This is a genomic window from Paenibacillus intestini, assembly GCF_030803945.1.
Taxonomy (GTDB): Bacteria; Bacillota; Bacilli; order Paenibacillales; family Paenibacillaceae; genus Paenibacillus; species Paenibacillus polysaccharolyticus.
The window spans coordinates 1108095-1132076 of record NZ_JAURUN010000001.1 but is presented as its reverse complement, the minus strand read 5'-3'; the positions used below and the strand labels follow the sequence as shown (position 1 = coordinate 1132076).

Genomic DNA, 23982 nt, shown 5'->3' with positions numbered 1-23982 from the left:
TGGTTTCAAAAAAGGTAATGAATTATGGTGATGAAAAATGAATAATAAATTTATCCGAATATACGAAGATATCGCTGGACGTATTCGGAACGGAGACATTGAAGCGGGCACACTGCTTCAATCAGAACTGGATTTATCAGAACGATATCAAACATCCAGAGAAACGATACGTAAAGCACTGAAAATGCTATATGAAGAAGGTTATATTCAGAAGATTCAAGGTAAGGGTTCCATTGTACTGGATATCCGTAAAATTGATTTTCCCGTGTCAGGTCTCGTTAGCTTTAAGGAGCTCGCACAAAAGATGGGACACCGCGCACAAACGGTTGTGAAGCTGTTTGAGGAACAAGGGATTGATCAGACGCTCAGCCAAAAGACCAGCTTTGGTCTGAATGAACAAGTGTGGCAGATCAATCGTGTTCGCATTGTGGATGGAGAACATGTCATTCTGGACAAAGACTACATCAGTCAGCGCTTAATTCCGGGGCTGAACCAGGAAATCTGTAATGACTCCATCTATGAGTATATTGAACAGAAGCTTGGGCTATCGATTTCTTATGCCAAGAAAGAAATTTTGGTGGAGGAGCCTACGGCTGAGGATCGCGAGTTACTTGATCTTGACGGTTTTCACAATGTTGTTGTCGTGAGAAGTCAGGTGTATCTAGAAGATACTAGCCAGTTCCAGTATACGGAATCACGGCATCGACCGGACAAGTTCACATTTGTGGACTTTGCCAGACGCAAGTAAACGGGGTAGAAAGGTAGAATATATGTAATGCGAATTCAGTAATTGAACGCATAACCTAATGTCGACAAGAAAAGAGTATCAGGTCACTGTAATCAGAGGTGATCGGGTACTCTTTTTGGCTTGCGGCATTCCAGTCATGATCCGAAGATCGTCCATCAATAACCGTTAAATGTCAATGTCAGTCTTGCTTATCTAAGCGTATGATCATCCTATCTCGAAGCAAGGAGTGAGCGAATTTGGAATTGAAGCAGGTTAGTGCAGAGACGTCCGTTCGGATCTGGGAAGAGAATAGAGACATTCCAACCTATAGCACAGGTAAACCCGATAAAAATCCAATGTTTCTTGAAAAACGAATCTATCAGGGCAGTTCGGGCAAGGTATATCCTTATCCCGTCATTGATCGAATCGAGAATGAGGCGAAACTGCAATCGTATCGATTGATTATTCTTGAAAACGAATATGTCCGCATTGAGATCATGCCAGAACTCGGTGGCCGCATCTATCGTGCGCAGGATCTGACAAACCAGTATGATTTCGTCTATTACAACCGAGTGATCAAACCTGCTTTGGTTGGTCTTGCAGGGCCTTGGATATCAGGAGGCATTGAATTCAACTGGCCACAGCACCATAGGCCAAACACATTTGGCAAGGTAGATTGTACGTATAGTAGCAATAAGGACGGAAGCGCTACTGTATGGGTAAGTGAGATCGATCGGATGTACGGTACCAAGGTGACGACGGGTTTTACTTTGTATCCCGGGAGAGCTTACCTGGAGATTCATTCCCAAGTATACAATCGGACAAGTGAACCCCAGACGTTTCTATGGTGGGCTAATCCAGCGGTCGCTGTGAACGATGATACGCAATCTGTGTTTCCACCAGATGTAAACGCCGTACTGGATCATGGTAAACGTGATGTTTCCCGATTTCCCATTGCTACAGGAACGTATTATAAGATGGATTATTCGGAGGGGGTGGATATTTCGCGGTACAAGAATATTCCGGTGCCTACTTCCTACATGGCATACAAGTCCGAATATAACTTTGTAGGTGGATATGATCATCGTTTACAGGCAGGGCTGTTACATGTTGCCAATCATCATATCTCTCCAGGCAAGAAACAATGGACCTGGGGTAATGGGGATTTCGGCAAAGCATGGGACAGGCAATTGACGGATGAAGATGGGCCGTATATTGAACTGATGACAGGCATTTTTACGGATAATCAGCCTGATTTTAGTTGGCTACAGCCATATGAAAGCAAGTCTTTTACTCAATATTTCATGCCTTACAAAGATGTCGGTGTAGTAAAAAATGCAACGATTGACGCAGCGGTTAATCTGGCGCTGGATAAGCAGACGGGAACGGCCAAGATTCTGGTTTACGCGACAGCTAATTATGAGAAAGTCTCTATTAAAGTAAAGGGTGCTGCAGGGAATTATTTTGAAGACATATGCGATATCTCGCCAACACAATCTTATACAGGTACATTCCCATGGAATGAAGAGGAAGAATGGCATCAATTAAAACTGAGTGTATGTACAAAAGAGGGAAGAGTACTTGTGGCGTATCAGCCAGAACAGACGCGCATTCAGGAAGTGCCTGATCCTGCGAAGCCGCTACCGCTCCCCTCAGAGATCCAGACCAACGAACAGCTCTATCTCGCAGGTCTTCATCTGGAGCAGTATCGACATGCAACCTATGAACCGGAATTATATTATCTAGAAGGACTGAAACGTGATCGTACTGACATCCGCTTGAATGTTGCATATGGGACTTTACTCTTACGAAGATGCCTATTTCAGGAGGCAGAGACTCATTTTAGACAGGCCGTTCAGTCCCTCACATGGAAAAACACCAATCCGTATGATAGTGAGGCTTATTACCAGCTTGGTTTGAGTTTGAAGCTTCAAGGAAAGATGAAAGAAGCCTATGATGCAATATATAAATCCGTTTGGTCGGCACAGTTTCAGGATATCGGATATTTTACTCTCGCCCAGATTGATGTAGCTCAGGATCAGTATGCACAGGCACTCGAACACATTGAATGTGCGCTAATTCGAAACAGTAGAAATCTCAAAGCACGTCACTTGAAGACATCATTGCTTCGAAAAAGGGGGTGTAACTCACAAGCCATTTCGTTTGCTCGTGAAACACTGGATATAGACCCGATGGAATATGGCACGGCATATGAACTGATGTTATTGTCTGCGGAGCAGGCGAAGGAGTATTTCTTGCGGATGATGAGCGGGGATGTTCACAATTACTTGCACTTGGCTGCAGATTATGCAGAGAGTGGCATGTGGGAGGAAGCACGAAGTGTACTTTCCACAATTGAATCCGATTTGACTAGACCATACCCGATGCTTGGTTATGCTCAGGCATATCTGTATCGGCAGTTGGATCAACTGGATCAGGCATCTCAATGTCAGGCACAGGCGAGTGCCGCAGAGACGGAGTATTGTTTTCCGAATACACCGTTCGAATGCATGATTCTTCAAGATGCGCTTGAAGCGGACCCAGAGGATGCACATGCACATTATTATATGGGTAACTGGCTCTACGACCACAAACGTTACGAGGATGCGATAAACCACTGGGAGATGTCTTGTAAAATAAACCCGGCCTTCCCTACGGTACACCGAAATCTAGGTCTGGCTTATTACAACAAGATGAATCAGCCTGATAAAGCGTTGATCTCGCTGGAGGAAGCATTTCGGCTGGAGCCGCAGGATGCCCGTGTATTCTACGAGTTGGATCAATTACAGAAGAAGCTTGGATGCCCTCCAGCAGAACGATTGCAGCGGTTTGAGGCTCAGATGGAGCTGGTACATCAACGGGATGACTTATACATCGAGTGGGTTACGTTGTTGAATATGTTAAGTCATCATCAGGAGGCTTACAATGCACTGCAAACAAGAACATTTCATCCATGGGAGGGCGGAGAAGGTAAAGTTACGGGTCAGTATGTGACGGCTCTGACGGAACTTGCTAAGCAAAAACTCACGGAAAAGCATCCAGAAGAAGCTATAGAATTGTTGCTTCGAGCTCAGAAGTATCCTGAAAATCTGGGGGAAGGCAAGCTTGAAGGCAGTGCAGACAATGCACTTTATTATGTTCTGGGCTGTGCATATGAACAGATGCAGCAGACTGCTGCCGCTGAAGAGAGCTTCCGCAGAGCTTGCACAGGTTTGCATGAACCAGCAAGTGCGATGTTTTATAACGACCAGCCACCAGAATCTATATTTTATCAGGGACTTGCCTGGAAGAAACTGGGCGATATCAAGGAAACAAACAGACGTTTTAACAAACTGATTGATTACGCCGAACGGCATATGCATGACTCCATTCAGATCGATTATTTTGCCGTATCTTTGCCAGACTTCCTTGTATTCGATGATGATCTGGATCAGCGAAACAAAGAGCACTGCCATTATATGCGGGCTTTAGGCCTCCTCGGTCTGGGTAAGAAACAGGAAGCTTCACAGGAATTGCAACGAGTGCTGGAAAACAATGCAAATCATCAGCAGGCATTTTTACTTTTGGCAAAAGGGATTTAAATTGGATTTTCACATCGTGACATCCTGCCTATTCTATTGAAGAAAGAGTTGATCTCCCAAAATGAAAGATAAGATAAACGCCGATATGTGTAAGCACATCAACGAACCAGACGACAAGTTTTGTTCACATCGTTGTATTCGCTACACATTGGAAGCCGAGGATAAACTGATCCAACCGGGTCACATGGAAGGCTATGGAGGTTACAACACGCGCGGAGAGTCCTATGATTTCACTAATTTTTATATGATGCATAATGATAAACCGTATATTCCGGTCGTCGGGGAATTTCATTTCTCAAGATTTGCTTATCTTCAATGGGAAGAAGAAGTGTTGAAGATGAAAGCAGGGGGAGTGCATATCGTAGCAACCTATATCTTTTGGAATTTTCATGAGGAGCAGGAGGGAGAGTTTAATTGGTCGGGTAACTTGAATTTGCGGCAGTTTGTGGAGTTATGTGGTAAACATGAGCTGGCTTTAATTCTTCGGATTGGTCCGTTCTGTCACGGAGAAGTTCGGAATGGCGGTTTGCCGGATTGGCTGTTCAACTATGCATTTGAGGTCCGTTCTAATGACGAGGGGTATTTATTCTATGCGAAACGGTTATATCAGGAGATTACTCGTCAGATTGAAGGCTGTTTTTATCAAGATGGCGGGCCGATTATCGGTATTCAGCTGGAGAATGAATATATGCATGCTGGTGCGCCAATGGATTCGTGGAGTTATTCGCAGGATAAATATATCTCTTCAGGACGTGATGGAAAAGAACATATGGAGCTGCTTCGCCGTATTGCGGAAAACGCGGGTATGAATCCCATATTCTACACAGCAACAGCATGGGGCAAAGCGGCAGTACCTGAGCAAGGAACGCTCCCTATGCTTGCAGGATATGCATATACGCCATGGATACCTAATCAGCCTCCCAGCAAAGAGTATCTGTTTCGTGACTTGCATCTGAATCCTGCAGAAGAAGTGGATTATGATAGTAAACACTACCCAGCGGCCTATTGCGAACTTGCCGGCGGAATGCAGGTTAGTTATCATGCCCGCCCTGTGGTCGATGCAGACAGTGTAGAGGCGATGACTATTGTTAAGCTGGCGAATGGTAGCAATATGGTGGGTTATTATATGTATCACGGAGGTTCCAATCCCGTTGGTCGCAAAACGTACATGAACGAACGTGGATTACCGAAGGTGACATACGACTATCAAGCACCCCTTGGAGAGTTTGGACGTATCGGAGAATCGTATGATCGAATCCGAAGTTTGTCCATGTTCTTGGATGCATATGGGGAGCAGTTGGCACCTATGGGGTGTGTCATTTCTGAGGATCAGTTGACTATTGCGCCAGAAAATACGATGGATCTGCGTTGGTCGGTCCGCCAGCGGTCAGGAGCAGGATTTCTTTTTATAAATAACTATCAGGATCATATTCATATGCCGGCGCGTGACATTCGACTGGAGCTTCTTACCTCTCAAGGATATGCGGTGTATCCTTATGAAGAGGGCACCATGCAATTGAATTCTGGCAAAGCAGTAATCTTGCCTTTTCATCTGGATCTCGGGGAGATAAAGCTTATAAGTGCTACGGTTCAACCTTTGACTAAATTTCTGGTAAAAGAGGAGCTTACGGCTGTCTTTTATGCTCATGAAGGCATGACTCCCGAATATGTAATTGATGCATCCTCTGTAGAAAGTGTGCAAATGACAGCAGGTACAGTCCGTGAACAGGATGGGAAGTACGTCCTTCATCCGGTGGCTGGCAAAAATGATGGCTTTAGTGTTAGCACGATGGATGGGAAAGTGATTCGTATCGTTACGTTAACGCGTGAGGAAGCCTTGCAAAGTTATCTTTTTGAACTAGGTGGAGAAAAAAGATTGGTGATCAGTAGCAGTCATATATACCAACAAAATGAGCAGTTGATAAGCACGTCTGTTGAACAGAGTGAGATCGAGGTTTCCATATATCCTGCACCTGAGAGGATAACGGCCCCTGAATATACAATCATCTCCCGGATGCAGCAGCAACAGTGGTTTGTAACCTATACTTTGCAGGTACCTGTATATCAGCCGGAAGTGGAGATCAATTATCCGAAAGAGCATGCAGCTTCTTTAAAAATAAATACCTGCTGGCCTGAACAGGTTCATGACCTGTTTGTGGAGATTGATTATGAAGGGGATGTGGCGGCAGCCTACATTCAACAACAGTTATTGACGGATCATATCCAGTATGGTCACACTTGGAACATTGGACTGAAGCAATCCCGGCATTTATTACATGACCACGCTCTGAGATTATTAATAACACCTCTTCGTAAGGGAAAGACAGAGCATTTTGTGAATCAAGCGTATGTGGAGAGGTTCCACGGTGTAGAACTGGGCAGGTTTGAGCACATTCGAATTGTACCGCATTACCGAGTGGCTCTAAAGTTTTCCTGAGTGTGTTCCAAAGACTTTTACTCTGTCCGTATGGAGTAAAAGTCTTTTTATTGTTCAAACAAAAACCTGAAAATGGAAAAAACAATTGACTGGTAAGCGTTTTCATTTTAAGATAAATATATTACTTTAACGATAAGTTTATTTAGACAGTAATTTTTTTAATTTAAAAACTTTATATTGATTCTGCTTCTAAAGTTAATTTGAAAAGATTTTGTTCAGCGAAGGTGCAAATACGCTCATGGTTTTGATTCGCTTTGTTAGTGCAAAGTGAATTAAAATAAAAACATAACAGGAGGTTTCAAACGAATGGTCAATCTGAAGAAATGTACGATCTTTACGTTGATTGCTGCGCTCATGTTCATGGCTCTGGGGAGTGTTACGCCCAAGGCAGCTGCTGCATCCGGTTTTTATGTAAGCGGGAACAAGTTATATGACTCGACGGGCAAGCCTTTTGTCATGAGAGGAATCAATCACGGCCATTCCTGGTTCAAAAATGATCTGAATACAGCCATACCTGCTATTGCGAAAACAGGCGCCAACACGGTACGAATTGTTCTCTCGAATGGAACACTGTACACCAAAGATGATCTGAATTCAGTTAAAAACATAATCAATCTGGTCAATCAGAATAAGATGATCGCCGTGCTTGAAGTTCATGATGCAACAGGCAAAGACGATTATAACTCGCTGGATGCAGCCGTGAATTACTGGATCAGCATCAAAGAAGCGTTGATTGGCAAGGAAGATCGAGTGATCGTTAATATCGCCAACGAATGGTATGGAACCTGGAACGGCAGCGCTTGGGCAGACGGTTACAAAAAGGCTATTCCGAAGCTCAGAAACGCAGGCATCAAAAATACCTTGATTGTTGATGCTGCAGGCTGGGGTCAATATCCACAATCGATTGTCGATTATGGTCAAAGCGTATTCGCAACAGATACGCTCAAAAATACGGTGTTTTCCATTCATATGTATGAATATGCAGGTAAGGATGCGGCAACGGTGAAAGCTAATATGGAGAATGTGCTGAACAAAGGACTTGCAGTAATCATTGGTGAGTTCGGTGGATATCACACAAATGGTGATGTGGATGAATATGCCATTATGAGATATGGACAAGAGAAGGGTGTAGGCTGGCTTGCATGGTCATGGTACGGCAACAGTTCCGGTCTGGGTTATCTGGATCTGGCTACCGGTCCGAACGGAAGTCTCACAAGTTATGGCAATACGGTAGTTAATGACACATACGGAATCAAAAATACGTCCCAAAAAGCAGGGATATTTCAATAGATAACAAATTTAATGAAAAAATAAAACAAAATGTGATCGGCAAAGAACAGGACAAAGCATGAACTATAGTGCGATGTCCTGTTTGTTTTTTGCACATTTCTAAAGAAGGAACACCGTTGAAGGAGATATCTATTTAGATTCTTTGTATATTTTTGTTTTTCCTGATAAAGTTTTTGTTTTCAAAACAAAACAAAGATGATAAACTCGTTTTAGGAAGAAAACAAACATTATCGGAGGGGAACAAATGGTACAGAGTTTATGGAATGCAGCGAAGGCATCAGAGAAAACAACAGGGCTTGAACAATTAGTCTACCGCTCTAATCTGATCGGAGCAGATCGTCGGGTCTGCAATATTTATGGGGGTAACACATCTACTAAAACAACAGTAAAGGATTTTCGTGGTCGTGATGTCGAAGTGATGTATGTGAAGGGGAGCGGATCGGATCTCGGTTCCATGGAAGCAAAACATTTTACCGGACTGGCGCTTGAAGATATCGGCCCCCTCATGGAACGTGACTCGATGTCGGATGAAGAGATGGTTGAATACCTTGGGCATTGCATGATTGATGCGAAACATCCGCGAGCTTCCATTGAAACGTTGTTACATGGGTTCCTTCCGTACAAACATGTGGATCATACACACCCGGATGCAATTATCAGCCTCTGCTGTGCGGATAACGGGAAAGAGCTGGCACGTGAAATATATGGCGATCGTTTTGTATGGGTTCCTTATGTGCGCCCAGGTTTTACACTGTCCAAGATGATTGCTGAAAGCGTATTCGCCAATCCGAATGCCGAGCTTGTACTTATGGAGAAACATGGTCTGGTGACTTGGGGAGAGACCTCTGAGGAATGTTACGCTCAGACGATCAAAATCATTAATGAAGCGGAAGCATTCATCGAGGCACGTGTCAATGAAGCTAATCTGTTTGGCGGCGTGAAGCATCCTGCACTTCCTGCTGAAGTTCGTCGTCAGATTGCTGCTCGGGTGATGCCTGTCATTCGCGGAGCGGTGTCGGACAGCAAAAAAATGATTTTGTCCTTTGACGATCAGGATGATGTGCTTGCTTTTGCAGGTGGAACGGATTCTCCACAGTTGTCTCAGGTTGGCGCGGCTTGTCCGGATCATCTGGTGCATACCAAAGTGGTGCCGCTGTTCATTGACTGGACGCCGAATGCGGATGATATTGACGGACTGAAAGCCAAGCTGGCGGAAGGCATTGCTACGTACAAAGAGCAATACAAGCAATATTTTGAGGAGAATAAAAATGAAGGCGACGTAATGTTCGAAGCCGCTCCTCGCGTTATTCTCATTCCGGGCGTAGGGATGATTAATACCGGCAAAAGCTGGGCGTTGTCACAAGTAAGCGGTGCGCTGTACCATCGGGCAATTGCAGTTATGCGTGGGGCAACAAGCCTCGGTAAATTCGTTTCGCTCAGTGCGAATGAATCTTACAATGTGGAATACTGGCCGCTGGAGTTATATAAATTGTCGCTGGCTCCTGCAGAGACGGAGTTTTCTCGCAAAGTAGCGTTTATTACGGGTGGTGCAGGTGGTATCGGTAGTGAAACAGCACGCAGACTCGTTTCGGAAGGCGCCCATGTTGTGCTTGCAGATTTGAATTTGGAAGGCGCGCAGAAGGTAGCACAGGAAATTAACGATCAATATGGTGCCAATCGTGCATACGCGCTCAAGATGGACGTGACAGATGAAGAAGCGGTACAGGCAGCTTATGCAGAAACGGCTCTGCAATACGGTGGTGTGGATATCATCGTGAATAATGCGGGCCTGGCCACATCCAGTCCATTTGACGAAACTTCATTGAAGGAATGGAATCTGAATATGAGTGTGCTGGGCACAGGTTATTTCCTGGTCGCTCGCGAAGCGTTCAAATTAATGAAAGAGCAGAGCATCGGTGGAAGCATGGTCTTCATCGGCTCCAAAAACTCGGTATATGCAGGTAAAAGTGCCTCTGCTTACAGCTCAGCGAAAGCACTCGAAGCCCATCTGGCGCGCTGTATTGCAGCAGAAGGCGGTGAATATGGTATTCGTGTCAACACTATTCTGCCGGATGCCATTTTGCAAGGTTCCGCGATCTGGAACGGTTCATGGAGAAACGAGCGTGCGGCCGCATATGGCATTGAACCGGATCAATTGGAAGAATATTATCGCAAACGCACGACATTGCTCGTTAACATCTATCCGAGAGATATCGCGGAAGGTATCGCCTTCTTCGCTTCATCGAAATCGGAGAAAACAACAGGTTGTATGCTGACCATTGATGGTGGTGTACCAGCAGCATTTACACGTTAAGGGAGGTTAGATTGATGCAAAATCAAGTGGAACAAGCGTATCAAGCTGCGAAGACTTTGTATGCACAACACGGCATCAATACAGACGATGTATTAAATAAGCTTGCAGATATTAAAGTATCCGTACACTGCTGGCAAGGAGATGATGTCAGAGGTTTCCTCAACCAGGAAGGTGAACTGACGGGTGGTATATCGGTTACGGGAAACTATCCGGGCGCAGCAACAACCCCTGCGGAGCTTCGTGCGGATCTGGAGAAAGCTTTTGCTCTCATTCCCGGTAAACATAAAGTCAATTTGCACGCGATCTATGCGGATACAGACGAACAAGTGGAACTGGATCAGATCGAGCCAAGACATTACGAAAATTGGGTAAAGTGGGCGAAAGAGCACGGGCTTGGACTGGACTTCAACCCAACGTGTTTCTCACATGAAAAATCAAGCGACGGCTTCACACTTAGTCATCCTGATCCGGAGATTCGCAAATTCTGGATTGATCACTGCAAAGCTTCACGGCGAATTGGTGCGTATTTCGGCGAACAATTGGGCCAAACCTGTGTGACCAACGTATGGGTACCGGATGGATTCAAGGACACCCCTGTTGACCGGATGGCTCCCCGCAAACGTTTGAAGGAATCCTTGGACGAAGTATTTGCAGAACCACTGAATCCGAAGCATAATCTGGATGCGGTTGAAAGCAAGCTGTTTGGTCTTGGTTCTGAAGCTTACGTTGTCGGCTCACATGAGTTTTATATGGGATACGGTTTGCAAAATGATACGTTAATCTGCCTGGATGCTGGTCATTTTCATCCAACAGAAGTGATATCTAACAAGCTGTCCTCTCTGGCATTGTTTACGAGTGGTATTCTGCTTCACGTTAGTCGTCCGATGCGCTGGGATAGCGATCATGTCGTTATTATGGATGACGAATTGCTTGAAATTGCCCGTGAATTGGTACGTCATGAGCTTCTCGGCACAACCCATATCGGACTGGACTTCTTTGACGCCAGTATTAATCGTGTGGCAGCATGGGTGGTCGGCACCCGTAATACAATTAAAGCTTTGCTGCGAGCTATGCTGGAACCGGTAGACGCTTTAAAACAGGCGGAACTGGATGGAGATTACACGACACGCCTGGCTTTGACGGAGGAGTTCAAATCCTATCCATTTGGCGCAGTATGGGACTACTATTGTGCTCAGCAAGGTGTGCCTGTCCGTGAACAGTGGATTAAAGAAGTTAAATCCTACGAGCAGGACGTTCTTTTGCAAAGAACATAATTGTTATATGATGGAATCTCATAGACCACGTCGGAACGAACGTTCCGTACGTGGTTTTTTTGCGTATATCCGCTGTTATGCATAACCAAAGCGTTTATTTCCATACTAGGAATACACATAAAGAAATTGAGAATCACTATACAGAGGAGCGTGAAAGCATTTTGAAACTTGCTCATAACAAACTATATATAGCTGCACTTGGCGGCGTGAATGAAATCGGTAAAAACATGTATTTGATTCAATATGATCAAGACATCATTGTGATTGACTGTGGTTCGAAGTTTCCCGATGAAACGATGCCGGGCATTGATCTCATCGTGCCGGATGTGACGTATTTGCTCGAAAATCAGGACAAAGTAAAGGCCCTTGTTGTCACGCATGGACATGAAGACCATATTGGCGGAATTCCGTATCTTTTAAAACAAATCAATATTCCGGTCTACGCTTCCAGGCTTACACGAGGTCTAATTGAGTTGAAATTAAGAGAGCATAACTTGTTGCGCCAATCTGACCTGCACACCATTGACGCAAACTCTCAGATCACGCTTGGGAGTATCGCCGTCTCATTTTTCGCAACGAGTCACAGTATTCCGGACTGTCTGGGTATTTTCTTTCAGACGCCGGCAGGCAATGTGGTTCACACGGGCGATTTCAAATTTGATATGTCCCCTGTAAACGGCCCTTTCCCGGATTTACACCGCATGGCTGAGATTGGGAAACAAGGGGTGCATGTGCTTCTTTCCGAGAGTACCAATGCCGAAAGACCGGGTTTCACTCCTTCAGAACGTGTAGTCGGAGATCATATTCTGGATGCCTTTATTCGTGCGAAGCAAAAAGTGTTTATCTCTACCTTCGCATCCAATATCAGCAGAGTTCAGCAGATCGTGAATGCTGCATTTCAGACTGGTCGCAAGCTTGCACTGCTTGGACGAAGCATGATTAACGTCGTGAATGTTGCAAGTGAACTCGGTTATCTCGACGTTCCGGATGGACTGTTGATTGAGGCCGCTGATTCAGGACAGTTTCCGCGGGAGCAGGTGGTTGTGCTATGTACGGGAAGCCAGGGAGAGGCGATGGCGGCTTTGTCCCGGTTAGCTGCGGGTAAACATCCTCAAGTTAGCATTGAATCTGGAGATACGGTTATTATTGCAGCAGGAGCCATACCTGGCAACGAAAGAAACCTTGCCCATGTCATCGACAACCTGTATGTTCTGGGCGCTCGCGTAATTTATGGCTCCAGCGGAGCGGCGGGTATGCACGTATCCGGTCATGGAAGTCAGGAAGAGCTGAAACTGATGCTTACACTGATGAAACCGGATTATTTGGTACCGATTCACGGCGAATTCCGGATGCTGTACCAGCACAGATTGCTTGCGGAATCTGTAGGAATTGAGCAAAGTCATGTGTTTATCGTCAATAATGGAGATATGGTGGAATACAGAGACGGAACAGCTTCATTGGGTCCGAAGATTGCCTCAGGTAACAGCTTGGTGGACGGGCTTATTATCGGTGACGTTGGCAATGTTGTGCTTCGGGATCGCAGGCAGCTATCATCGGATGGGATGCTAGTCATTGTAACCACGCTTAGCAAAACAGAAAAACAAATGGTTGCCTCCCCGGAGATCATCTCTAGAGGTTTTGTTTTTGTGAAGGACTCAGAACAATTCATGAAGGAGATTCACGAACGGGTCGTTAACCGCATGGATGAATTAACGGGTGCCGGGGTCAATCAGTGGAATGTGATCAAACGGAAGCTGAAGGATGAGATCGGTCATTACATTTATGCACAAACCAAGCGCAGACCGATGATTTTACCGATTATTATTGAGGTTTGAACTCAATGTTTGCTGGCAGAACGGAAGGCTATCCGTTCCTGATCTCTTTATACGTATGTGTTTACAAAATGACTTTGCCAAGCTCGGTTCGATTCGTATGGAGCACACGACGTCGTGTGCTTCTGCGTGAACCGGGCTTTTTTGCTATGTTATCCTGCCCATATTCGATGAGCTTTGCGATTTGCGTTATAATACATAAATGAATGATTTTATTGACACTAGAGGAGTTTCTTATGAATAAAACGATTTCAGATATTGCTCAAATGGCAGGCGTGGCGAAGAGTACCGTATCTCGTTTCCTGAATGGCGGTTCGGTCAGTGAGGATACCCGTCAGAAGATTGAGCGTATTATTAAAGAATATAATTATGTTCCGAATACCTTTGCGCAGAGTCTCAAAGCAAAAAAGACCAGCATTATCGGTACAGTGGTTCCAAGGCTGGATTCCTATGCGACATCACAGACGCTAATCGGCATTGATGAGGAGCTAAGAGGGCTGCAATATCAGATGCTCATTGCCAATACGAGTCAGGATATGCAGCGTGAGATAGATGCTATTTATGATTTTGCCAGACAAAAAGTGTCCGGGATCATTCTGCTTGCCGCTGAAATAACGGATGCACATCTGAAGGCCATAGAAGACATCCAGCTTCCCGTGTTACTGGTAGGACAGCAGCATGAGTTACTGCATAGTCTCATTCACAACGACGAACAAGCCGGGTATCTGATGGGCAAATATGTTGTGGAACAAGGACACCGGGACATCGTGTACATGGGGGTAAGCGAGAAGGACCAGGCTGTAGGTATCCATCGTAAACAAGGGTTTAAACGTGCCATTGAAGAGTGCAGTGATTGCACGGTGAGGTATTATGAAACGAGCTTCAAAATGTCAGAGGCAGTGCTTACGGCAGCGGAGATTTTGCAAGAAAACAGGCCCTCTCTTATCGTTGCAGCGACAGATAATATTGCGATGGGCGTCATGAAAACCGCGTCCTTTCAAAAAGTCCGCATCCCGCAGCAAATGTCAGTAGCCGGGTTCGGCGGATACGATATCACGGAAATGATTCATCCGACATTGACTACGGTAAAATATCATTATTTGCAGGCCGGAAAACTCGCCGCAAGTCATATTAGCAAGCTTGTTAAAGGGGAGAGTGTAAGTCAGTACACCGTTATGGATGTTGAATTAATTCCCCGAGAAAGCGTTGACAAAATATAAATCGATCCTTTATGATAATTCCATCGAACCGGTTCCATTCTAGTGTTTAGTTCGAGAATGATGACACCGGTCAGCAACAATGGTTGTATGGAATTATTTTTTTGTCTAATTTGGAACCGGTTCCTCTAAAAGTTGAACTTCTGATTTTGCATCATGATTGGAGATTGATATGACGTATGAAAATGACAAGAGAGCAGCTCTATCGGCGGATTGAGCAAGCTGAACCGGGAGAGATTGCCGCACTGGAAGCTAAGATCGCTGCATGTCCATGGAGACAGGGTTACCATATTCAGCCCGTAACCGGTTTGCTTAACGATCCGAACGGATTTTCCTTTTATGAAGGTTACTACCATCTATTTTATCAATGGTTCCCTCTTGGAACAGAGCACGGCATGAAATACTGGTATCATACCCGTTCGAAAAATTTGGTGACTTGGGAGAATGTTGGTATTGCGATTGAACCCGGAACTCCTTATGACTCTCATGGAGCGTATTCCGGAAGTGCGATTGAAAAAGATGGCAAGTTAAACCTGATCTATACAGGCAATACGCGAGATGAGAATTGGATAAGACATCCGTTTCAGTGCTTGGCGTTCATGGATGAGCAGAATGTAATCACAAAATTCGAGCATCCTGTCATTTCTGACGTACCGACTGGATATACCGAGCATTTCCGAGATCCGAAGGTGTGGCTGCACGAAGATGTCTATTATGGTGTCATTGGAGCCCAGCGTACGGATGAGACAGGATGCACGGTACTGTATTGCTCGGAAGATTTGAAACATTGGCAGTTTCTTGGTGAGATCGGCACAACATTGTCTTCCTTCGGTTACATGTGGGAATGCCCCGACTATCTGGAGCTGGAAGGCCAAGGAGTACTCATCTTCTCACCACAAGGCATTCCGGCCGAATCAGACCGATACCAAAACATCTATCAATCGGGATACCTCATTGGTGAACCACTGAACCTGGAGACGAGAGAATTCACACATGGGGAGTTTGAGGAACTGGATCGTGGATTTGACTTTTATGCGCCGCAAACGATGCATTCCCCAGACGGAAGACGAATCATGGTTGCATGGATGGGACTTCCTGATCTGGCGTATCCCACAGATGACAGTGGCTGGGCCCATTGTTTAACGATTCCACGGCAATTATCGATTCAAGGCGGCAAGCTTATTCAGCAACCCGTTCCTGAAATGGCTCAGCTGCGCAAGGATCAGCAAGGTATTCGGATTCAGGACTCGCTTAGCAATGAAAGCCGATCCTTTGCAGGCTTTAATGGTATCGCTTACGAACTCCAATGTGAGATTAGCCAGAACGATGCAGACCTTGTGGGCATTGAGTTCCGGGCGAGCGATACGGAGAAAACGGTCATTCAGTATGATCGCCTTCAGCGCAAACTTATATTGGATCGCAGTCAGTCTGGTGCGGCACTATCCGAAGCGAGTGGTACCATTCGCACCTGTACTTTAAATGAAGATATAGATGTAGATGCTGTTATTAAGCTGCATATGTTCGTGGATTCGTCCTCGGTTGAGATATTTGTCAACGATGGACAGGAAGTCTTCACTAGCCGAATCTTCCCAAGCCGGGACAGTACGGATATTCGATTTTTTGCACACGGAGGCAAGGCGGATTTCAGAGCGGTTATGTGGAATGTTTAGATTGAATGAGAGAGGGATGAGACAACATGTCGGATAATCAGCGTATTGCTAAAGAGGTCATCCAGGCTGTCGGGGGAAAAGACAATATCGCCTCCTTTGCACATTGTGCAACGCGGCTTCGCATCATGGTGAAGGATAAAGAGCAGATTGATCAGAAACAAGTTGAGAATATTGACAAGGTGAAGGGTGCCTTTTTCAACTCGGGCCAATATCAGATTATTTTCGGCACAGGTACGGTCAACCGAATTTTTGAAGAGGTTGAGAAGCAGGGGATTGAAGGGACATCGAAAGAAGATGTGAAGAGTCAGGGGAAAAAGGAAGGCAATGCATTCCAGCGGGCTATTCGCACATTTGGTGATGTCTTTGTTCCGATTATTCCTGTACTGGTAGCGACAGGGCTATTCATGGGTCTGCGCGGTCTGCTTACGCAAAATGAAATTCTGGCATGGTTCGGCGCAACGCCTGATGACATATCGCCAAACTTTTTGCTGTTCACGCAGATTCTAACGGATACGGCTTTTGCATTTCTGCCTGCACTTGTTGCCTGGTCTGCATTCCGCGTATTCGGCGGGAGCCCCGTGCTCGGGATTGTACTTGGTCTGATGCTGGTGAATCCAGCGCTGCCGAATGCTTATGCTGTAGCCGATGGCTCGGCGCAACCCTTGCATATGTTCGGGTTTATCCCCGTCGTAGGGTATCAGGGATCGGTACTGCCTGCCTTTTTTGTAGGTTTACTCGGTGCAAAGTTTGAAAAAGTACTGCGTAGACGTGTGCCTGAGGCACTGGATTTGATTTTGACTCCATTCATTACGCTAACGGTGATGATTACACTTGGACTATTCGCTATTGGTCCTGTATTTCACTCACTTGAAGAGTGGGTTCTACATGGAACAACGGCTGTACTCGATCTGCCTTACGGAATCGCAGGCATTATTATCGGTTTCTTCCATCAGATCATTGTGGTTACGGGTGTACATCATATCTTTAACTTTCTGGAGATTCAATTGCTTGAAAAAACGGGCTTCAATCCGTTTAACGCGATTATTACATGTGCAATGGCTGCACAAGGAGCGGCATGTCTTGCGGTGGGTCTGAAAACTAAAAATATGAAGCTCAAAGCACTCGCGCTTCCTTCATCGTTATCTGCATTCCTTGGTATCACTGAACCCGCCATCTTTGGTGTGAATCTGCGTTATATGAAACCATTTGTAATGGGCCTGATCGGGGGAGCCGTTGGTGGTTTCATCGCTTCACTCTTTCATCTGCAAGGTACGGGTATGGCAGTAACGGTAATTCCCGGGACACTGCTATATCTGAATAGTCAATTGCCTTTGTACATTGTGTCCAACGTAACGGCAATGGCGATTGCTTTTGCACTGACATGGTTCTTTGGTTATAAAGATCAATCTGTTGAGACAACTTCCGACACTGGTTCGAAAAATATGGAATCAACGACTGAGTCATCCGCATCGAACGTAACTTCATCTACTTCTACATCGGTAACGGAATCGGTCAACACCGCATCTCGTCCCAAAGTGAAACTACTTGAGATTGCATCCCCGATCCATGGTACACTCGTTGAACTGGAGCAGGTACCTGATCCGGCATTTGCGGAAAAACATATGGGAGAGGGCTTCGCCATCGAGCCTTCCGAAGGCAAAGTATATGCTCCGTTTGATGGCGTTGTTGCCCATGTCATGGATAAGAGTAAACATGCGGTTATTTTAGAGCACGAGACAGGAGTTCAACTGCTGGTTCATATCGGTATCAATACCGTCGGTCTGAAAGGAAAAGGCTTTGTTACTCATGTAAAAAGCGGGGATTCCGTACTTGCTGGACAACTACTCATTGAATTTGATATGGATATCATCGAGGAGGCTGGACTGCCGTTGATTACTCCTGTGCTGATCCCGAGCGGGAATGAGTTTATTGCTTCTGTGAGAGCGATAACAAGTGGTATCGTGCAGGCGAATGAGAAAAAGGTACTGACGGCGGAGTTTACGGAGCCGCAATAAGTAAATGTCTCGGATAGCAGCTTAACCGTTATATTACCATGAGAACATTCTCGGATGAATATATAATAAGAATTGTATTCAGTTTTATAAGAAAAGAATTACAAAAATCAAGGGAAACCGGTTGGAGACATCCTCCACGGGTTTCCCTTTTTCTAATGTTATTACAGTCCGGCATTCCGTTTAAGTCGTTCAGCAATCTGAAGAAAGTCCTCCGGTGATATTCCAGGAGCAAATTCTTCCGGTAGATCAGGAAGCTCGGGAATGGGCCCTCCGTAACCCGGTAAACCTGCAAAGGCCTCCAGTTTACCTCCGTCGGTAGGATGCACACCCTTCCATATCTGGGCAATCTGCTGATAATCCTTGTCACTGAACGTGTACAATCGTCTTTGTTCACCCATCGCTTCCCATTTGCGGGTGGTCTCAAACGCTTTGTTGTCAAGAGAGGGGATGGGAATCAGCTTCGTCACATCAACCCCGGTCGCAATCTCCAGCGCTTTGGCGTATGCCAGAATGTGCACACCGCCCCGGACAAGCAGATAACCTGTCATCTCACGAGCAGTATTGTTGTCGGTCATTTCGTACACTCTCATTTTGTGTGTTCTTGCACCACATTCCAAAAAGAAATTATGCAGCAGATCCAAAATCAAGTTACCACTGCTAAAAACATACGAGCCATTCCAAGGTCTTCCCATGGAATCATAGGGCAGTGCCGTCTGCGCGGATTCAATAAAATGCGAAGTCATACGTAAATCCTTAGCTATGCGAAGCGGTGTGGAGTCTGGTTCGCCAGGTGACGTTGAACCTTCAAGCATCAAATTAATCGTGTTCGCGACAAGTTCGACATGACCGAATTCTTCTGCTGTAATACTGGCAACAATGTCATAGAAGGGACGTAGCTTGGATCTGCCTCTGAAGTTAAACGACTGATACATGTAATTGTTCAGCGTTGACATCTCGCCATATTTTCCACCGAGCAATTCCTGTACGGCACTGGCTCCGTTGGGGTCGGGATTATTCGATATAGGCAATTCAATGGCAAGACGATCTACACGTTTAAACATGTCAATTCCTCCTCAATCCTCATTACAATCAAGGTATGAAGGTTGACTTGTACGTTATTCAATCTAATGTTACGCCCTCTACGATGGAGCCTTTTTTCGTAAGGGTATATTCAATGACAGTACCACTCCAGAAATGGAACTTGAGCTGGATTTCGCCATCTTTGGTTTCGTTAAAAAAGTTAGGTTTCAGTTCAATGACGTTACGATCATAATCCGGGCTAAACGTATAGGCGAATTCCTTAAATGACGTCCAATTCTGAGGGCCGGCATTTTCTCCATTGGCATAGGTCGCTTCCATCGTTGCGAGCTGATCGCCACCAAATGTGACAGGAATAGCGAAAGCACTGGTTGTACCCTGCGCGTCATTTAAAACAGGTGTGTTGTATTGAATAATATTCAACGTCCAGTCTGCACCTGCACTGAACCCGGCTGTCAGTGTGGCATTTACCCCCAGCTTGCTTTCAGCGGTTAATCGGGTTAGCAGGCTTGATTTTAAAGTGAGTACACCGTTTCGAATCGAGTAATCTTTACCTCGTAGAAGTGCAGTTGAGCCATTCTTCAGAGAAAAGAAGCGATTTCCATTCAAATGGAGATTAATTTTCACCTCCTGAACGGGTTCATGTTGTTTTAGATAAACCTGATCGGTCTCTGCGGTGGAGGAACGTCCATTCCAGCTCGCCCGGATCATATCAAACAGTTGTTGATCTGACCAAGTATAGCTAGTGCGTCCAAAATGTTGTCCGTTGTCCCAAAGCATGGTGGTCATCTGTTTTTGCCGGGAATAATGTCCAACGAATTCAAAAAACTTTAATTTTTCACCTTGTTCAATCACACCTGTATGCTGGTCAAATCCGAGCAAACCGTACTCACCGATGATGACTGGAATACCTTTGGCTGTAAAGGCATCGTGCACACGGTCGAACGTGTCGGTAACGTCCTTTTGTACTTCGTCGTTGAATTTGGTAAATCCCGCAATGTTCACGCTGAAAGGCCAGAACCCGTAATAATGTACGGTAGCGATGAGATTAGGATCATCCAGCTTTTGAATCGTCCGACTCAACGCATCCAGATCAGGCTGAGCCGATGAAGTATGCATAGTGGGTAATACAAGTGGACGGGTATCATTGTTACCGCCGGACGATCTTACGATATGATGAAAAGAAGTATTTAACGTATCCAGCATGCGGTATCCGGTATCTGCATTCGTAGTGCCACCTTCGGTGAAGCGGGGTTCATTGACACTCTCGAACATCAGTTTCTCGGGTGCATCCTTGAACTTGTTTGCAATCTGCGTCCAAATGGCATTGTAACGCGCAAGAACGTGATCATAGTCTTTCTCCATGGTGCTGATCCAGCGCCAGGAATCATGATGCAGATTGATCATGACATAGAGTTCGGCATCAAGCGCCCAGCCTACGACCTCCTGAACCCGATTTATGTAAGACGCGTCAATGTTGTAATCCGGTTTGTCACCGATGTGCGCTTCCCAGGTAACGGGTATACGAATGCTTTTGTACCCTTGATCGGCAATCGATTGTATCAGCTCTTTCGTAATGCGCGGGTTGCCCCAAGCCGTCTCATCATCCCCGACTGCATCCAGCGAGTTACCCAGATTCCAGCCTGGTTCCATTGCATTAACATAAGTTTGCATTTTACTTACGGGGGCTGGTTTACTGTCGGGTTCGTGGGAGCTTGTTGCAGCAGAGGCCATGGCCGTGGAGAACATAGACAGAACCAAGGCGGCAACAACGGTGATCGAGAGGATGGACTTTCGTTTTTTTGGCATCAATAACATCTCCTTTTTTAAAATCAAGATGATGAACCTAAAATACTGAAAGCGTTTTCTGAACAGTAAATATATCACAGTTAACAGGAAGGAAATACCATTACAATTGGAATAAAATTCATTCGATAATTAGTGCTTATCTGCTGCATTTGATTTATATTTATATGAATGTAGTACACTGAACTAACGTGGACAATACAGGAGGGCACTTATGATGAAACTCGATGCACATCAACATTTTTGGAATTATAACATTCGTGATTATGGATGGATCGGTGAAGAGATGAGTGTGCTTCAGCGTTCATTTCTGCCAGAAGACCTAGAGCCAATACTTACGGATTCCGGCGTCTCGGGCTGTGTAGCTGTTCAAGCGCGCCAAACTCTTGAAGAAACCGAGTGGCTTCTCGAACTTGCGGACAAGCATGGTTTCATTAAAGGCGTAGTTGGCTGGGTAGATCTACGCTCTGAGGAAGCCTCATCTCAACTGGAAAAGTTTGCGGCTAACCCGTGGCTGAAGGGGGTTCGTCATGTCATTCAGGACGAGCCTGATGTAAAGTTCGTGTTGCGTGAGGACTTCCAACGAGGCATTGCCCTACTGGAACAGCACGATCTAGCCTACGATTTGCTCGTATCGAAGGAGCAACTTCCTTATGCGGTAGAATTGGTTCAAAAGTTCCCACAGCAGCGCTTTGTCATTGACCATCTGGCTAAACCGGACATTAAGGCTGGAATCGGTTCGCCTTGGAAGGAAACCATGGAAGCGATTGCGGCATATCCAAATGTCTATTGCAAATTGTCTGGCATGGTCACCGAAGCGGATTGGAACCAGTGGACACAGGAAGACTTTGCGCCTTATATAAATACCGTGCTTCAAGCCTTTGGACCAAAGCGAGTGATGTATGGATCAGACTGGCCGGTATGTACCGTAGCTGGTACATACGCACAGGTCTTCAATCTGTTGCAAACGCATGTTCAGAGCTTGCCAGAAGCGGAGCGGCAGCTGATTTTTGGTGATAACTGTGCTACATTTTACAAATTATAAGCATTTGAGAAACGGGGCTGACATAAAAAAGTAAACCTTTGATGAGCCAACAGATATGTCTAATTAAAATGCGCGCGTTGACATATTTCCTGTTTCTTGGTAATGTTTTATCTAATCCGCATAATGTTTTCTGGGAATGTTACCGAATACGGGCATAACCTGAGCTGGCTTGTGATACACGCAATCGTGTATACAGGCTGGTTCGGGTTTTTTCTATTTTCCAAGTGGCAGATCTGGAGGGCAGAAAAGGGGCGGATCATGGAGTTACATATTTGAAAGGAGAATAAAAATGACAACATTTAAATTTCCTGAAAACTTTCTGTGGGGGGGAGCGATTGCGGCCAATCAGGCAGAGGGAGCATACCTTGAAGGTGGTAAAGGGCTGAGCATCGTTGACCTGTTGCCAACGGGAGAAAACCGTAGAAGCATTATGAAAGGCAACGTTCCAGCGTTTACACCGCTCGCTAGCGAGTTTTACCCATCACATGAAGCGATTGATTTCTATCATAGATACCCGCAAGATATTGCTCTTTTTGCCGAAATGGGGTTCAAAGCATTACGTGTATCGATCGCCTGGGCACGGATTTTCCCGACAGGTGAGGACGCAGAGCCGAATGAAGCGGGTTTACAATTTTACGATGATCTGTTCGATGAACTTTTGAAACATGGCATCGAGCCGGTGGTTACGCTTGCTCACTTCGATGTGCCTGTACATCTGATTGAGAAATATGGCAGCTGGAGAAGTCGCAAACTGGTGGATTTGTTTGAGAACTACGCCAAAACGGTATTTACTCGTTACAAAGACAAGGTGAAATACTGGATGACGTTCAACGAGATCAACATGTTGCTTCATCTTCCTTTTCTTGGTGCTGGACTGGCGTTTAATGAAGGTGACAACATTAAAGAAATTCAGTACCAGGCTGCACATCACCAACTCGTTGCGAGTGCACTTGCCGTTAAAGCTTGCCACAAGATCATTCCTGATGCCATGATTGGCTGCATGCTCGCAGCAGGTAGCTTCTACCCGTACACATGTAACCCGGAAGATGTATTCCAGGGGATGGAGAAGGACAGAGAGTCCTATTTCTTCATTGACGTGCAATCACGCGGGGAGTACCCGGGTTATGCCAAACGTTTCTTCAAGGATCACAATTTGAACATTGTGATGGAGCCGCAGGATGCAGACATTTTGCGAAATCACACGGTAGACTATATCGGCTTCAGCTATTATTCAAGTCGGACAACCAGTACTGACCCAGAAGTGAACAAAAATATGACCAGTGGCAACGTGTTCGGTTCCATAGCGAATCCATACTTGGCCAAATCGGAATGGGGATGGACGGTTGATCCCAAAGGTTTCCGTATTACGGCAAATCAGCTACATGACCGTTATCAGAAGCCGCTGTTTGTGGTGGAAAATGGCTTTGGTGCACATGATGAGGTGAATGCTGAGGGTGAAATCGATGACTCGTACCGAATTGATTATTTGAAACGCCATGTAGCTGAGATGGGTGAAGCCATTCAGGATGGATGTAACATCATCGGTTATACCAGCTGGGGGCCTATCGATATCGTCAGTGCCTCTTCTGGGGAGATGAGAAAACGTTACGGTTACATCTATGTGGATCGTGACAATGAAGGTAAGGGCGAATTGACTCGGATCAAAAAGAAAAGCTTCGAATGGTATAAAAATGTCATTGCGTCTGGCGGTACAGACCTGGGAGACAATTAATCTC

The 23982-nt window shown here is 45.5% G+C and carries 14 protein-coding genes; 12 read left to right on the top strand and 2 right to left on the bottom strand.

Translation table 11 applies throughout. The features are described from left to right. Positions 1–37: 37 nt before the first annotated feature. From treR to J2T16_RS04760, 10 genes are all read left to right on the top strand, one after another. Positions 38–748 (top strand): trehalose operon repressor, encoded by a 711-nt coding sequence (gene treR, locus J2T16_RS04805; protein WP_154889417.1) that lies wholly within the window; start codon positions 38–40, stop codon positions 746–748. 236 nt (positions 749–984) lie between these two features. Further along, a complete protein-coding gene (locus tag J2T16_RS04800) occupies positions 985–4308 on the top strand; it encodes a DUF5107 domain-containing protein (protein ID WP_499017858.1) in 3324 nt (1107 codons plus the stop codon). Positions 4309–4369: 61 nt separating this feature from the next. Continuing rightward, on the top strand, positions 4370–6745 hold the full coding sequence (locus tag J2T16_RS04795) for a beta-galactosidase (protein ID WP_341180826.1): 2376 nt from the start codon (positions 4370–4372) through the stop codon (positions 6743–6745). Between the two features lie 354 nt (positions 6746–7099). Then, on the top strand, positions 7100–8035 hold the full coding sequence (locus tag J2T16_RS04790; protein WP_260510882.1) for a glycoside hydrolase family 5 protein: 936 nt from the start codon (positions 7100–7102) through the stop codon (positions 8033–8035). A gap of 244 nt (positions 8036–8279) precedes the next feature. Beyond that, a complete protein-coding gene (locus J2T16_RS04785; RefSeq protein ID WP_341180827.1) occupies positions 8280–10349 on the top strand; it encodes a bifunctional aldolase/short-chain dehydrogenase in 2070 nt (689 codons plus the stop codon). Positions 10350–10363: 14 nt separating this feature from the next. Beyond that, complete coding sequence (gene rhaA / locus J2T16_RS04780; protein WP_499017857.1) at positions 10364–11623, top strand: L-rhamnose isomerase; 1260 nt, start codon at positions 10364–10366, stop codon at positions 11621–11623. Positions 11624–11784: 161 nt separating this feature from the next. Continuing rightward, the gene (locus J2T16_RS04775; RefSeq protein ID WP_221788585.1) at positions 11785–13458 is read left to right on the top strand and encodes a ribonuclease J; all 1674 of its coding nucleotides are present in this window, start codon (positions 11785–11787) and stop codon (positions 13456–13458) included. Positions 13459–13691: 233 nt separating this feature from the next. Continuing rightward, positions 13692–14675, top strand: coding sequence for a LacI family DNA-binding transcriptional regulator (locus tag J2T16_RS04770; protein WP_221788586.1), 984 nt, complete (start codon positions 13692–13694; stop codon positions 14673–14675). A 176-nt stretch (positions 14676–14851) separates the two neighbouring features. Next, on the top strand, positions 14852–16342 hold the full coding sequence (locus J2T16_RS04765) for a glycoside hydrolase family 32 protein (protein WP_221788588.1): 1491 nt from the start codon (positions 14852–14854) through the stop codon (positions 16340–16342). Positions 16343–16368: 26 nt separating this feature from the next. Next, positions 16369–18357, top strand: a complete 1989-nt coding sequence (locus tag J2T16_RS04760) for a sucrose-specific PTS transporter subunit IIBC (protein ID WP_336122598.1) — start codon at positions 16369–16371, stop codon at positions 18355–18357. Positions 18358–18518: 161 nt separating this feature from the next. On the opposite strand, the gene J2T16_RS04755 is transcribed toward J2T16_RS04760, so the two are convergent. After that, the gene (locus J2T16_RS04755) at positions 18519–19418 is read right to left on the bottom strand and encodes a manganese catalase family protein (RefSeq protein WP_090924024.1); all 900 of its coding nucleotides are present in this window, start codon (positions 19416–19418) and stop codon (positions 18519–18521) included. 58 nt (positions 19419–19476) lie between these two features. Next, the gene (locus J2T16_RS04750; protein WP_418792751.1) at positions 19477–21204 is read right to left on the bottom strand and encodes a cellulase family glycosylhydrolase; all 1728 of its coding nucleotides are present in this window, start codon (positions 21202–21204) and stop codon (positions 19477–19479) included. A gap of 211 nt (positions 21205–21415) precedes the next feature. On the opposite strand from J2T16_RS04750, the gene J2T16_RS04745 reads away from it, so the two are divergent. Both J2T16_RS04745 and J2T16_RS04740 read left to right on the top strand, forming a co-directional pair. Continuing rightward, a complete protein-coding gene (locus tag J2T16_RS04745) occupies positions 21416–22246 on the top strand; it encodes an amidohydrolase family protein (protein ID WP_260510863.1) in 831 nt (276 codons plus the stop codon). A 289-nt stretch (positions 22247–22535) separates the two neighbouring features. Next, on the top strand, positions 22536–23978 hold the full coding sequence (locus J2T16_RS04740) for a 6-phospho-beta-glucosidase (RefSeq protein ID WP_221788594.1): 1443 nt from the start codon (positions 22536–22538) through the stop codon (positions 23976–23978). The last annotated feature ends 4 nt before the right edge of the window (positions 23979–23982 follow it).

Excerpts from the sequence above, each read along its gene's own strand:
- J2T16_RS04765 (WP_221788588.1), top strand. The coding sequence starts at position 14,852 with ATGAAAATGACAAGAGAGCAGCTCTATCGGCGGATTGAGCAAGCTGAA.
- J2T16_RS04760 (WP_336122598.1), top strand. The coding sequence starts at position 16,369 with ATGTCGGATAATCAGCGTATTGCTAAAGAGGTCATCCAGGCTGTCGGG.
- J2T16_RS04745 (WP_260510863.1), top strand. The coding sequence starts at position 21,416 with ATGATGAAACTCGATGCACATCAACATTTTTGGAATTATAACATTCGT.
- rhaA (WP_499017857.1), top strand. The coding sequence starts at position 10,364 with ATGCAAAATCAAGTGGAACAAGCGTATCAAGCTGCGAAGACTTTGTAT.
- J2T16_RS04785 (WP_341180827.1), top strand. The coding sequence starts at position 8,280 with ATGGTACAGAGTTTATGGAATGCAGCGAAGGCATCAGAGAAAACAACA.
- J2T16_RS04740 (WP_221788594.1), top strand. The coding sequence starts at position 22,536 with ATGACAACATTTAAATTTCCTGAAAACTTTCTGTGGGGGGGAGCGATT.
- J2T16_RS04795 (WP_341180826.1), top strand. The coding sequence starts at position 4,370 with ATGAAAGATAAGATAAACGCCGATATGTGTAAGCACATCAACGAACCA.
- J2T16_RS04790 (WP_260510882.1), top strand. The coding sequence starts at position 7,100 with ATGTTCATGGCTCTGGGGAGTGTTACGCCCAAGGCAGCTGCTGCATCC.
- J2T16_RS04770 (WP_221788586.1), top strand. The coding sequence starts at position 13,692 with ATGAATAAAACGATTTCAGATATTGCTCAAATGGCAGGCGTGGCGAAG.
- treR (WP_154889417.1), top strand. The coding sequence starts at position 38 with ATGAATAATAAATTTATCCGAATATACGAAGATATCGCTGGACGTATT.
- J2T16_RS04750 (WP_418792751.1), bottom strand. The coding sequence starts at position 21,204 with ATGCCAAAAAAACGAAAGTCCATCCTCTCGATCACCGTTGTTGCCGCC.
- J2T16_RS04755 (WP_090924024.1), bottom strand. The coding sequence starts at position 19,418 with ATGTTTAAACGTGTAGATCGTCTTGCCATTGAATTGCCTATATCGAAT.